This window comes from Cyclobacteriaceae bacterium (genome assembly GCA_030584025.1).
Classification (GTDB): Bacteria; Bacteroidota; Bacteroidia; order Cytophagales; family Cyclobacteriaceae; genus UBA2336.
Genome location: CP129487.1, coordinates 1,127,613 through 1,141,448 on the forward strand (window position 1 = coordinate 1,127,613; position 13,836 = coordinate 1,141,448).

The following is a 13,836-nucleotide window of genomic DNA, read 5'->3' on the forward strand; positions in this document are numbered from 1 at the left end:
GGAATCTCCATAAAGCCAAGTGTTGGTCTTGTTTATGTGTCAAATTCTCGTGTTGAAAGTATTGTGGTCAATGGTACCCTCCTGATCTTACTCTCAATCCAGGCAGAAAAATCAAATAGCTTAAGGGTCTGCAGTTCATAAACATCGTGATGGATGATAGTAAACTCTTCCTTTATTTTTGCCCATAGCAGATTTCTTTTCATTGTTGAAATCGGAAGACTTTGTTTGTTTACAAAATTCAAAATTCGTTTTTCAATTTTATAACCCTTTCCATCATTTTTCATATCACGTTTGATTGAGCGGGTTTCATGTTGTATAAGATCGAAATCTTTTAGTTCGTAAAGTACCATTAGATTAACTAACCTTATGGTTCTGTAAAGTGGTAAGTACGCGTAGCTTTTACTTGTGAAAATTATTCTATTTAGAAGTTTTTGTGCTTTTCTAAAGTCTCGATGACCGAAATTTATTAAGGCCAGGTATAAACTTAATTCGGCGTTACGTGCAAGACTTAGAAGTTGTGTTTTCATTAAGAGATTTTCGTTATACTTTTTCATAAGTTCTTGACAAGCATGGAAATCACCTTTGTCCAACATTGGAAAGAGTTCATATAAAAAAATGAGACAGGTAACATCGATATTAAAACTCTGCGATGGGGAATTAATTTTCATTAATTGGTCTATAAATTTATTCATTCCATCATACATCCTTAAACTTCTTAGGCTATCAAGAATGCCTTCAAGGGTTAAAACATAAAATATTGGAGGATCGGCCCATAATTTTTTGTTCGACTCCAATAGACTGATTAGTTCGTAGAATGAGTGGAGTGCAGACTTATAGTCACCAACACTTATAAGGTAGTTAGCCTGAAATAGTTGATGTAGTTTATCAATCTCAAAATTGTCAAAATTTGATGAGGCCACTATACTCATTTCACTTACTACCAGATCATTCAATTCGTTCTTTTGTTGTTCAGATCTTACATTTCCTTTATAGATCATGCGGTGCCTTAGTAGTTCATAAAGCGCAGATTGTTGTTGAATTTTCTGGGTAATGCGTAATGCTTCATTTACTTTAAAATGTTTGTGCAGTAGTTCTTTTTCATTCAGTTCAGGAAAATTAAGCGTAAGCAGATACTCAAGCTCAAGCCGTGAAGCCAATAGCAAAGCATAAAAATTTTCCTGTTCATTCGCCGCACTTTTCACCTTGTGTAACAGATCAAAGCACTCATTGTACATTGATTTTTCAAATAGGATTCTTGCTTTTAAAATTTTATCAAAAAGTGAGTAATGACTGTCTTGATCCTTCCTAAGTTCAAGCATTGCATTTAAAAGAACCTTATAAAGATGGTTTACAGAAGTCTCAAATGATGAGCCTTTAATTGATTTAACATATTTTTTGCGCAATGTGTCTGCAACTATTTTTTTATCCTTAATGATCAGGTTATACAACTTAACATAGTTTGATGTTCCGGAATTTTGGGAAGTTAATTTGAAGGCTTTTTTTTCAGCCTTACTCAATGAATTAACAAGAAATAGTAATGCTTCGGTCTTATTCATATTGGATACTACTCTTACCAATGAAGTTGATGGCAAGCTAATAATAATTTGACAATATTTATTTGTTCACTTTATGGACTTTTAAATAGTTAATAATCAATCTTTTATGAGTTTGTATACTGGTTATAGAAAAACAATATTGGATGTTATTTGATCTTTTTCAATCGATTGAATTATTAGGTTTGAAGTACATCTTAAATATTCTTAAGAGAGAAGAAACCACATTAGATAACAAAACAATACCTATGGGGGTAAAAAAATGCTGGGGGCTTTGGATTGGGATCGTAAGCTTTTTAATCATTTTATTTCTTCCTGTACCGGAGGGTATGTCAGCAGATGCAAAAGCCACTGCCGCCGTAGTTGTTTTGATGAGTATTTGGTGGGTATCTGAAGCTATCCCTGTTTATGTGACAGCTTTTTTACCACTTGTTTTATATCCTGCTTTGAAAATAATGGAACCTGCACAAACAGCTGCCAATTATGGGCACAATTATGCGCTAATGTTTCTGGCTGTTTTCTTTCTCGCAAAAGCAATTGAAACACAAAAACTTCATAAACGAATTGCATTGTCCATCATTAATTTGTTCGGCACTAGCCGAAAAAAAATAATCTTTAGTATGATGGTAGCAACGTCCCTGGTATCAATGTGGATTGCAAATGTAACCACAGCGTTAATGATGTTGCCAATTGCATTGGCAATTGTAGCGAAAGATGAAGAAATTGAAGGAAAAGGGAATTCGTTTGCTACTGCATTAATGTTATCGATTGCATACTCCGCATCCATTGGCGGGCTTGCTACTTTAATTGGATCACCAACCAATATGATCTTTGTCGGTATTTTTGAAAAATTATTCCCAGCTGCACCACCCCTTTCATTCTTTACATGGTTAAAGATCGGTATACCAATATTGCTTGTTTTTATTCCTGCATTCTGGTTTTTTATTACGTGGTTTTATAAAATCAGTGGCCGTTTAAGTGATAACTTAACAATAATAGAAAATGAACTCAAAGCATTGGGCACCATGAAAACGGGTGAGAAACGTGTTTTGGCCTTGGGAATTTTAACGGTGGTTTGCTGGGTGTTTAAAGCTGATCTCGTGTTTGGTGAGTTTGTTGTTCCTGGGTGGACTAATTTATTTGATCTGGACGGATACATGCATGACAGCACAATTGCAATGGCCTCCGCTTTAATTTTATTCGCACTGCCTGCTGGCGATGGAAAGCGCTTAATTACCTGGAAGGAAGCGAGTCAAGTTCCGTGGGGGGTAGTAATGATTGTTGGAGGAGGGTACGCTGTTGCAGAAGGATTTGTTGAGACTGGTTTAGCGGACTGGCTTGGCCTGCAACTCAATTTTATAGGAAATTTTCCATTTATAATTATACTAATAAGTGTTGTCGGTTTTGTCCTGTTTTTTACAGAATTTAACTCCAATACTGCCAGTGCAAACATACTTTTGCCAGTCTTAGCAAGTACCGCAATCGCAGCCAGTGTTAATCCACTCTTAATTATGATACCTGCAACAATTGCCTGTTCATGTGCATTTATGATGCCTGCTGCTACAGGTCCAAATACAGTAGTGTTGGCAAGTGAACGTGTGTCTGTTGCGGAAATGGTTAAATGTGGGTTTTGGCTGAATATTATCGCGGTAGCTTTACTTACAATACTACTTTATTTTGTAATAATCCCATGGTTGAATTTAGAGATGGATTTACCGGCTTGGGCTCTTTAACGCAGTTTGTGATCAATAATATTTATGGATAAAAGAATTGTTTACGCTGGAAATAATGGGGAGAAAGATAGGTCTGATTGCCGCGTTGCATTAGAAATAACAGCCTCAGGTGGAATTCAAATTGAATTAGTAAGCAAAGTAAAATCATTGTATGGTGATACTATTATTCGTATTTCGAAGGAAGTGTTAAAGTTTTTTTTAATTGAGCATGCCAAATTGATTATAGAGGATAAAGGAGCTTTAGACTTTGTTATCTGTGCGCGATTAGAAGCTGCGATCAAGCAAGTAGTTAAGACAGATAAAGAGTTTCTGCCGACGATGTTGAACGAAAATCTTTATACGACTGCTTTTGACAGACCCCGCTTTTCGCGGCTTTATCTTCCTGGAAATACTCCAAGTTTAATGATCAATTCAGGCATTCATAAATCCAATGGAATTATTTTGGATTTAGAAGATGCAGTAGCGGAGGAGAAAAAGAATGAGGCAAGATGTTTAGTGCGTAATGCCTTACGTAGCTTGGATTTTTTAGGATCCGAGCGTATGGTGAGGATCAATCAGTTGCCAATGGGTTTAGAGGATCTCTATTTTATTGTTCCGCACAATGTGAATCTGATCCTGGTGCCCAAGTGTGAACACGCTTCACAGATTCATCAAGTAAATGAAAGCATTGAAAAAATGAAAAGGGCACAACCTGATGATAGAATTTGGTTAATGCCAATTATCGAAAGCGCATTGGGGGTCATGAATGCATTTGAGATTGCAAAGTCAGCAACGAATGTAGTAGCCATAGCAATTGGTCTGGAAGATTACACAGCAGATATTGGTGTGCACCGGACTGCCGAAGGAAAGGAATCACTATTTGCCAGAATGCAACTTGTAAATGTGTGTAAAGCAGCAGGAATTCAAGCAATAGACTCTGTCTTCTCTGATGTTGGTGATTTGGAGGGATTAAAAAGAAATGTTGAGGCCTCAAAAGCACTAGGCTTTGATGGTATGGGATGTATTCACCCACGTCAAGTAAAAATTATAAATGACAATTTTCTTCCTAGTCACGAAGAAATAGAAAAGGCAAAAATCATCGTTACTGCATTTATGGAGGCAAAAAGAAATGGATTAGGTGTCGTGTCAATCGGCACTAAAATGGTTGATGCCCCAGTCGTTAAAAGGGCGCAACGCGTTATTGATTTAGCAGTTTCGAATGGAGTTTTAGATGCAAAGTGGAGCAATAATTGAGAAGTATTAAGATGAAAATGGTTAGTGATAGACTTACTACAAATGTGATCGGAAGAGTTGTTCCAACGATGGTCAATGGAAACGAAGCAATACCCTTTAAGGGAGTTGGAAAGCACCGTCCTTCTGGTAAAAGATTCTCTCCTCCTATTTCTTCTTGTGCAGATTTTCCAAGCGATGGAAATAAATTACTTCCTTCTTTAAAAGAATCATTACTGCAAGCTGGTTTGAAAGATGGTATGGTGATTTCCACCCACCATCATTTTAGAAATGGAGATATTATTGCTGTGCAAATTTTTGACATCGCTGCTGAACTGGGTATTAAAAATTTAGTTTGGTTTCCATCTGCTTCGTTTGAGTGTCACAGTCCACTTATCAAATATTTAGAGGATGGAACTATTCATCACATTGAAGGAAGTATGAATGGGCAATTGGGTCGCTTCACTTCTCAAGGAAAAATGAAGGGTGTTGGAGTGCTCAGATCACACGGGGGAAGGTATCAAGCTATTCAAGATGGCGAAATTGTAATTGATATTGCAGTAATTGCGGCTCCTACCGCTGATTCATTTGGGAATGCAAATGGTGTGAACGGTTCTACGGCTTGTGGATCATTGGGTTTTGCATTAGGTGACTCTCAATATGCAAACAAAGTAATAGTTGTTACTGATAACTTGGTTCCATTTCCTTGCTTGCCCTGGCAAATTCAAGGCAACTATGTAGACTTCGTTGTTCAGGTGGATAAAATAGGTATCCCTGAAAAAATAGTTTCGGGTACAACAGAAATCACAAAAAGTCCTGACCGCTTATTCCTTGCTGAACTAACAGCAAAGTTTTGTGAGCAAGTTGGAATTATTCGGGATGGTTTTTCTTTTCAAGCCGGTGCTGGTGGCACATCACTATCAATAGGTATATATTTTGCTGAGATGCTAAAGGCAAAAGGGATGAAGGCGCGTTTTGCCAGGGGTGGTAGTAACAAGTACCTGGTAAATATGTTGAATGAAGAGTTGGTAGAATATATTCTGGATGGACAAACCTTTGATCTTGATGGGGTAAAGTCAATGCGGGAAAACCCAAGACATGTTAGCACAAGTCCTTTCACAAGCTACAATTATCACGGCAAAGGAAATTTTGCTTCATTATTGGATGTTGTTATTCTTGGTGCTACTGAAGTGGATATAAATTTCAATGCAAATGTTGTTACCCATTCAGATGGTGTTTTATTGCACGGAATAGGCGGGTGGCAAAACTGTTTATTTGCGAAGTGTACAATTTTACCCATACCACTTTTTCGTGATCGGATTCCGGTAATCCGTGATGAGGTAACCACTATCTGTGGGCCAGGTGAATTAATTGATGTCATCGTTACTGAAAGAGGTATTGCAATAAATCCACTGCGCACGGATCTAATAGAGCTTGTAAAAGATAGTGGTCTGCCGATAAAAACCATTCATGAGTTAAAGCACGAAGCAGAAAAAATTTGCGGAACTCCCGCGCAGGTAATTTTTGAGGATGAAATTGTAGCGGTTGTCAAGTGGGTAGACGGTACAATTATAGACTCCATTAGAAAGGTAAAGTTTTAAATACCTTTGTATCTCATCAAATCTTCTTTGAAGCCCACAAAAGGGGAGTCATCTTTTCCCTTCTTATACAATTTTATCCCAAATATGTTCTTTACCGTCTATCAAATTAAGGACGTTGAAGCCGTTAGTTTAAGTACATTTGAAAATAGATTATATATTTTAAATATATAAATTAAATAATTGATATTCAATCATATACAAATATTGTTTATGATTTATAAATATCAAATACATGGCTTATTTGATTTTTAGCAATCGATTGAAATAGTACATTTATTTCAGGTTTAACGAAGGCTTATGAACAACAAAAGAATACTCGTAATTGGAAGTTGCAATACCGATATGGTTATAAAATCTGATCGACTTCCAATTCCCGGTGAAACAGTTATTGGTGGTACTTTTTTGATGAACCCAGGTGGTAAAGGGGCCAATCAAGCAGTAGCAGCAGCGCGCCAAGGGGGTCATGTTACATTTATTTCCAAAACAGGAAACGATGTTTTTGGTAAGCAGTCTGTAGAATTATATAATTCTGAAGGAATCAATACTGATTATATATTTTCTGATCCGAAGCTACCATCGGGCGTTGCTTTAATTATGGTGGACTCGCATGGTGAGAATTGTATAGTGGTAGCATCAGGTGCTAACGGTAGCCTTACACCTTCGGATATTGATAAGGCAAAAGGCGAGTTGGACAATGCCTCATTTGTTTTAATGCAATTGGAAATTCCAATTGAAACGGTCGAACATGCTGCAACATTAGCTGCTGAGAAAGGAGTTCCCGTCATTTTAAATCCAGCACCAGCAAAAACACTTTCTGATAAGTTATTGAAGTGCCTCTACTTAGTTACTCCTAACGAAAGTGAGGCTGAAATTTTATCGGGGATTAAAGTCACTGATTTTGAAAAAGCCAAACAAGCAGCCGATATCATTAGTGCAAAAGGGGTGAAGAATGTGGTGATCACGATGGGGTCAATGGGTGCATTTATAAAGGAAAATGATCAATACTTTTCAGTAGCTGCAAATAAGGTCACTGCCGTTGATACAACTGCAGCTGGTGATTGCTTTAGTGGAACTTTATGTGTTAGTCTTTCGGAGGGAAAATCAATCCTGGAAGCTGTGAAAACTGCAGCAAAAGCATCGGCACTCACCGTAACACGAATGGGGGCACAATCTTCAATTCCCTATCGGAATGAATTATTACTCGTAGAAAATGAATTGTCTAATTGAAAAAGAGAAGCTATGAGAACATTTTATTCGCGTAGTTTAAAAGTGAATTACTTAATGCTATTCGTATTAACGTTCGTAATCCCATTTGGCAGTTTTGCTCAAACGCCTGATAAGATTTCAGTAAGTGGCAAAGTAACAGATGAGGTAGATAATTCTCTACCTGGCGTAAATGTTTCTGTAAAGGGAACACAAACAGGAACGATGACTGATGCTAGTGGTAATTTCGCTATTGATGTAGTCCCCAATGCAACTTTAGTTTTTTCCTTTATCGGTTATGAAACCATAGAAGTTACAGTAGGAAACAAGAGTACAATAAATATAAAGTTGTCGGAATCCCTTAAAGCACTGGATGAAATCGTGGTGATTGGATACGGAACAACCACGAAGAAAGAAATTACAGGAGCGGTGACGACTTTAAAATCAGAGGATTTTAATAAAGGAATTTTTAACAGCCCTATGGGCCTGATACAAGGGAAAGTCGCAGGTTTATCCATCACCAAACCAAATGGAGCTGATCCCATGGCAGGATACCAGATCCTTTTAAGGGGAACCAACACATTGACTTCCGGACAAAGTCCTTTGATTATCATTGATGGTATGATTGGAGCTGACCTGAAAAATATAAATTTTCAGGATGTTGAATCATTTGATGTACTGAAGGATGGTTCTGCAGCCGCGATTTATGGAACCCGGGGAACCAATGGAGTAATAATTATTACGACAAAATCTGCTAAACAAGGAAAGGGAACTTTTGAATACAGTGCTCAAGTCTCTACGCAAGTTGCTCCACGTGGAGTTGAGAACCTTTCCGCAAAAGAGTTTGAGTATGCTATTAATACGTATCAACCCTCAAAAGTAGAAAGTCTTTTTGGGAGTGATACTGATTGGTTCGATGCCATCACGCGTGATATGCCTGTTAGCTATCAACAAAATCTAGCCCTTACTGGTGGAACTGAAAATTTTTCACATCGCACTTCCCTTACACATAGCATTAGTCAAGGGTTGCTTTCAGACAACGAAGCCAAAAGCCTGCTTTTTAAAACAAATATAAAACAGAATGTACTAGCGGACCGATTGCTTTTAAATTTCAACCTAACCAGCAACACAAGAAATTATAGCCCAGCGAACTACGAGCTATTCCGCCAGGCGTTTATCCAAAATCCAACACAGCCAATCTATGATGATTCTGACCCTAGAACTGGAGGCTATTCATTTAAGCAAGGACTTGAGTATTACAATCCTGTAGCCATGTTAAATGAACGTACACGGGAAGGAAAAACTAATGATTTGCTTTTAAGTCTTAGAGCAACATTAGAAATTACAAACTCACTTTCGTGGGATAATTTTATCTCGACACAACAATCTGATTGGGAAGAGAATTCGTATAAGACTCAATTCTATCCAACTTTAATAGGCACAGGTACAACACCGGGAATAGCCGGTGAGGCGGAGATCGCCAATGGTAGAAATACAAATTCACAATTTGAGAGTATGTTCAATTATGAAAAGCTAATAGGTGCTCACAACCTGCAAATAATAGCTGGATATTCGTTTCAGGAATTTGAACAGAATACTTCGTATGAAGGTAACTCCAATTTTGATACCGATGTTTTTCTTTATAATAATATTGCAGCCGGAACTTTTTTAAGAGATGGTAAAGCAGATATGGGATCTTACAAAGAATCGAGTAGGCTCATCGCCTTATTTGGTCGCGTCATGTACAACTATAATGACAAGTATTTGGCGTCAGCTTCCCTTAGACGAGAAGGTTCTTCAAAGTTTGGCGACAATAATAAGTGGGGGTGGTTTCCAGCAGTAAGTGTAGGTTGGAGGTTAAGTGAAGAGTCCTTTATTCAAGATGTCAATTGGATAAATGATTTAAAGTTTAGAGTGGGTTATGGGGTAACTGGTAACCAGGATTTCAGACCTTATCAATCACTAATCTTATTGGAACGTGTTGGTAGTTTATACTACAATCAACAATGGATCAATTCATATGGACCAGGCCAGAATCCCAATCCTGATCTTCGGTGGGAAAAGAAGAAAGAACTTAATATAGGTGCAGACTTCTCTCTTTTTGAAAACAAACTTAGCGGAAGTCTTGAATATTATTCACGGAAAACCACAGACCTATTGTGGGAATTTCAGGTACCTGTTCCCCCTTATTTATACCCCTATTTATTCACCAATGTAGGTACGATGAGCAATCAGGGTATTGAGCTAACGTTAAATAGCCCGTTGATTAAAAGAAATGATTTTCAATGGAACGTTACTTTAACAGCAAGTCACAATAAGAATATCCTGGATAAGATATCCAATAGTGAATTTACCCAATCATCATATGAAACTGCATTTATTGGAGGTACTATTGGTGTATGGTCGCAACGGATACAGGAAGGGCAGGAGATAGGTACTTTTTACGGTCCAGTTTGGTTAGGAGTGAGTGAGGATGGATACGATACGTTTAAAAATCAAAATCCAGTAGGTGAAGTTGATAAAAGTAAATGGGAAAACATTGGTACGGCCAATCCACTTGCAATCATAGGATGGAGTAATTCACTCTCTTATAAAAATTGGAATTTGAGTGTAAACTTTCGTGCAGGTATTGGCGGCAAGGTCCTAAACTCGTATAGGTTATATTATGAATCTTGGAACAGTATAGGGTTACGCAATATTGTTCATTCACAGCTAGAGAATCCGGAATTTATCGGAAACATAACATATTCTTCAAAATATCTTGAAGATGCATCATTCTTAAAACTGGATAACGTCACACTGAATTATAATTTCAATATTCGAAATGAATATATTTCAAATCTCAGCGCTTTTTGTTCTGCACAAAATGTATTCTGGATCACAGGATACAAAGGAATCGACCCTGAAGTAAATCTTAGCGGTCTTGAACCTGGTATTGATCGGTTATCCTACTATCCAAGAACGACTTCAATTTCAATTGGATTAAATGCATCTTTTTAATTTTTAAAGTTTAGAATCATGAAAAAGCATATCATCGCCACCACCTCCATAATTCTACTTGTACTGCTGACAAACTCCTGTTTCGACCTCTCGGAAACTGTATACTCAAAGATACCAGCTGATGAATTTTTCAAGACAGAAAAGGACATCATTGCCTATGCAGGCCGTGCTTATGTGAAATTACAGCCTTATCCAGAAGAACAACGTCTATGGTCGTTAGGTGAAAATGCATCCGATGAACTTGTTATTCCACAAAAACATAACGGTGAATGGTATGAGCAGGGAAGATGGGAAGTAATGCAAAAACATACCTTAAATAGCTCTACAGCCGGAAATAAAATTCTGACAAAGGCATGGGATATGGTATTTGAGGGGATAACGGCCTGTAATGAAATTTTATTCGTTATATCTCCAATTGAATTTGAAAACAAAGAACGTGTCCTCGCTGAGATTAAAATTCTTCGTGCATTTTACTATTACTGGGCACTTGATTATTGGGGAAATATTCCCTTTTCACTGGATTTTGAATCTAATGAACCGCCACCACAAATGAATAGGAAATTCGTCTATGATTTTATAGTGGATGAAATCAATGACAATATTGGTAAAATACAAGCTACTCCAACACCTGAATACTATGGGAGAGTGACACAAGGAATGGCCTATACACTGTTAGCAAAAATGTATTTGAATGCACAAGAATGGGTGGGTGAAAATAAATTTGCTGATGCTGTTCTCGCTTGTGATCATGTAATTGCATTAGGTGAATTCCAAATTGAAGATGATTACTTTGAAAATTTCAAAGTGCACAATGAAAATTCAAGGGAAAACATTTTCGTGATCCCATATCATCCTCAACTTACGGATGAACATTTTTATTGGGAAATGCTCACACTTAATTCAGCAAGTCGTGCAACATTTGATGTTACGGGTATACCATGGGATGGGTTTGTATTGCAGCCAGATTTCTTTGACAAGTATAGTGTTAATGATATCAGAAGAAATTCCTTTCTTTTTGGACCACAATACGATAAGGATGGAAATCCAATTATAATTGATGGTATTCCATTTGAATACAAAATAACCATTGATGACTACAACTCACGTGCCGAATGGGAAGGGGCAAGGTGTGCAAAATACGAATACCAAGAAGGTCTAAGTTATGACGTAGTGGATATGGAGAATGATTTTGTCCTTTTTCGATATGCGGATGTTTTATACATGAAATTGGAAGCGCTTCATCGCCTTGGAAGGGCCAATGAATTTATTGATGATCCTTCACTTCAAAAAATTCGAGTACGTGCTGGCCTTACTCCTTATACATTAGGTGAAATAACGGATGCTGAATTGCTTGATGAGCGTGGACGGGAATTTGCCTGGGAAGGTCACAGACGTCAAGATCAAATTAGATTTGGAGTTTGGGGTAATACGTGGTGGTCAAAGCCAGTTTCTGGTCCTAATAAAAAGTTATTCCCTATTCCACAAAGTGCTCTTAATTCAAATCCTAATCTCATCCAAAATCCAGATTAATGAAGTATAAAATTTTAATTCTATTTTTTGTTTGTGTTGCTTTACTTCTTGCAGCGATGCATCCAATCGATCCGCCAAAGAAATTTAAGACAATTTCTAAAAAGGATTTGCAAGATAAGATTGCAGGTGCATGGATCGGTCAGATGATTGGAAATATTTATGGTCTCCCACATGAAAACAAGTATGTAGATGCACCGGGCCCTGAAAACTGGCCATACGGGTATACCAAAAACATCGACAAACTTAAAAAATACAATGGTGCTTTTTCAGATGATGATACCGATGTAGAATATATGTATCTCTTAAACATGGAAAAGTATGGTTATGAACCTACATACGAAAATATGCGGGAAGCATGGATGTATCATATTCGTGATCGTGTATGGCTTGCAAACCGTGCTGCCTTGGGATTAATGCATTTCGGATACACACCTCCTTTTACAGGAAGCAAAGAGATCAATCCGCATTGGTTTCAAATTGATCCTCAATTAATAAATGAAATCTGGGCATACACTGCTCCCGGCATGGTTCAATATGCTGCTGAAAAATCGGATTGGGCTGCACGTATTACCAGTGATAGCTGGGGGGCTGAACCTACTGTCCACTACGGTGCAATGTATGCCGCAGCTTTTTTTGAAAAAGATATTCGCAAGCTCATTGACATTGGGTTAAAAGAACTGCCAGCCGATGGGAGATACGCACAAACCATAAAGGATATGATTGCGCTTCATAAAAAATATCCAAACAAGTGGCAAGACGCATGGAAAGAAATGGCGGATAAATATTATGTAAATGAACCGGATCTTACCAAAACCATATGGAATGCAAACTTAAATGGCGCTTGTGGAATTTTAGCGATGCTATATGGTGAAGGTGATTTTCAGCGTACACTTGATCTCTCTTGTGCTATGGGTTTTGATGCCGATAATCAAGCTGCAACTGTTGCTGGTATTCTTGGTGTGATGTATGGGTTTGAAGCATTACCTAAAGATTTGTATTTACCCATTGAAGGTTGGAGTAAGCCTTTTAATGATACCTATATAAATATAACACGACATGAATTGCCCAATGCGAGTATTCAAGATATTATTGATAGAACGGTTGAGATGACTATCAAATTGATTGAAGGAAAGGGCGGTAAGGTTTCGGGTAAAGCAGGAGCAGAGAAAATAAGCATCAATACTGAGGCAACTTTTAATGTTCCGATAGAATTTTATATCGGCCCCGCACCAGTCATGGAAGTAAATAAGAAAGTTGACTTTGACTTCTACAGCGATGCCAATAAAAATTATTCATGGACACTCGTGGGTGGAGAACTTCCAAAAGGTACACTGTTTCAGGCAGGTAAGCTTACAGGTACCCCAGAAGTTCCAGGTATATACAAGATTACTATTCAACTCGATAATGGAAAGAAGATTTTGAAAAAGGACTTCGAGTTACTGGTACGCAATCAAAATTTGTCAAAGGGAGCAAAAACGGTATTATCAAATGTAAACACATTGAATAGAGCAGTACTCGATTCGTGCTGGACAACCTTCGGAAATTCGATGTATGCTGATACTCCTGAAATCATTCGGGATGGTGTAGTAAACGGTAAAGGTTCAGTTTTCTATAGCCTTGCTGCCAAATCAAAGATTCCGAAAGTTGATTACTACGGTTATGAATGGAGTGATGATCAAGAAATTGATATGCTTGTTTTCAATACGGGTGGTATGGAAGAATTTGGGGGCTGGTTTACCTCTTTGAATGTTCAATATAAAAATGAGGAAGGTAAATGGGTAGCTGCGGCGAGTGCGAGTATCCATCCATCCTTACCAGAAACCGATATCGTTTTCTTTCAACCGCATTTTGCAGAGTACATCATTAGGTTCAAACCAGTAAAAACAAAAGCCATTCGCATCATTGGTGATGCTATGATCCAGGATCATTGGAATAAATACACAAAAAACGTATCAGGCTTCACCTCGATTGCTGAGTTGGGAGTTTATAAATCAAACTGAAAATAGA

General features: G+C 37.7%; 8 protein-coding genes. 7 read left to right on the forward strand and 1 reads right to left on the reverse strand.

Annotated features, from left to right (window positions below):
• Positions 1-32: 32 nt before the first annotated feature.
• Positions 33-1,556, reverse strand: a complete 1,524-nt coding sequence (locus tag QY309_05475) for a hypothetical protein (GenBank protein ID WKZ60931.1) — start codon at positions 1,554-1,556, stop codon at positions 33-35.
• 143 nt (positions 1,557-1,699) lie between these two features.
• On the opposite strand from QY309_05475, the gene QY309_05480 reads away from it, so the two are divergent.
• The 7 genes from QY309_05480 to QY309_05510 all read left to right on the forward strand — a co-directional run bounded on the left by QY309_05480 (position 1,700) and on the right by QY309_05510 (position 13,829).
• Positions 1,700-3,286 carry an SLC13 family permease gene (locus QY309_05480; GenBank protein WKZ60932.1) on the forward strand — a complete coding sequence of 529 codons (1,587 nt, stop codon included), beginning with the start codon at positions 1,700-1,702 and terminating at the stop codon, positions 3,284-3,286.
• 24 nt (positions 3,287-3,310) lie between these two features.
• Entirely contained in the window at positions 3,311-4,519 is a 1,209-nt protein-coding gene (locus QY309_05485; protein ID WKZ60933.1) for an aldolase/citrate lyase family protein, read from the forward strand.
• Positions 4,516-6,096 carry a citrate lyase subunit alpha gene (citF, locus tag QY309_05490; protein ID WKZ60934.1) on the forward strand — a complete coding sequence of 527 codons (1,581 nt, stop codon included), beginning with the start codon at positions 4,516-4,518 and terminating at the stop codon, positions 6,094-6,096. Before QY309_05485 ends, citF begins: the two co-directional genes overlap by 4 nt.
• Before the next feature lie 297 nt (positions 6,097-6,393).
• Entirely contained in the window at positions 6,394-7,323 is a 930-nt protein-coding gene (gene rbsK / locus QY309_05495) for a ribokinase (protein ID WKZ60935.1), read from the forward strand.
• Positions 7,324-7,335: 12 nt separating this feature from the next.
• Positions 7,336-10,299, forward strand: coding sequence for a SusC/RagA family TonB-linked outer membrane protein (locus QY309_05500; protein WKZ60936.1), 2,964 nt, complete (start codon positions 7,336-7,338; stop codon positions 10,297-10,299).
• 18 nt (positions 10,300-10,317) lie between these two features.
• Positions 10,318-11,829 (forward strand): RagB/SusD family nutrient uptake outer membrane protein, encoded by a 1,512-nt coding sequence (locus tag QY309_05505; GenBank protein WKZ60937.1) that lies wholly within the window; start codon positions 10,318-10,320, stop codon positions 11,827-11,829.
• Positions 11,829-13,829, forward strand: a complete 2,001-nt coding sequence (locus tag QY309_05510; protein ID WKZ60938.1) for an ADP-ribosylglycohydrolase family protein — start codon at positions 11,829-11,831, stop codon at positions 13,827-13,829. Before QY309_05505 ends, QY309_05510 begins: the two co-directional genes overlap by 1 nt.
• Positions 13,830-13,836: the final 7 nt, after the last annotated feature.

What these genes read in the sequence shown, in the direction of transcription:
- QY309_05480 (WKZ60932.1), top strand. Translation starts at nt 1,700, where the DNA reads ATGTTATTTGATCTTTTTCAATCGATTGAATTATTAGGTTTGAAGTAC.
- QY309_05500 (WKZ60936.1), top strand. Translation starts at nt 7,336, where the DNA reads ATGAGAACATTTTATTCGCGTAGTTTAAAAGTGAATTACTTAATGCTA.
- rbsK (WKZ60935.1), top strand. Translation starts at nt 6,394, where the DNA reads ATGAACAACAAAAGAATACTCGTAATTGGAAGTTGCAATACCGATATG.
- QY309_05505 (WKZ60937.1), top strand. Translation starts at nt 10,318, where the DNA reads ATGAAAAAGCATATCATCGCCACCACCTCCATAATTCTACTTGTACTG.
- QY309_05485 (WKZ60933.1), top strand. Translation starts at nt 3,311, where the DNA reads ATGGATAAAAGAATTGTTTACGCTGGAAATAATGGGGAGAAAGATAGG.
- QY309_05475 (WKZ60931.1), bottom strand. Translation starts at nt 1,556, where the DNA reads ATGAATAAGACCGAAGCATTACTATTTCTTGTTAATTCATTGAGTAAG.
- QY309_05510 (WKZ60938.1), top strand. Translation starts at nt 11,829, where the DNA reads ATGAAGTATAAAATTTTAATTCTATTTTTTGTTTGTGTTGCTTTACTT.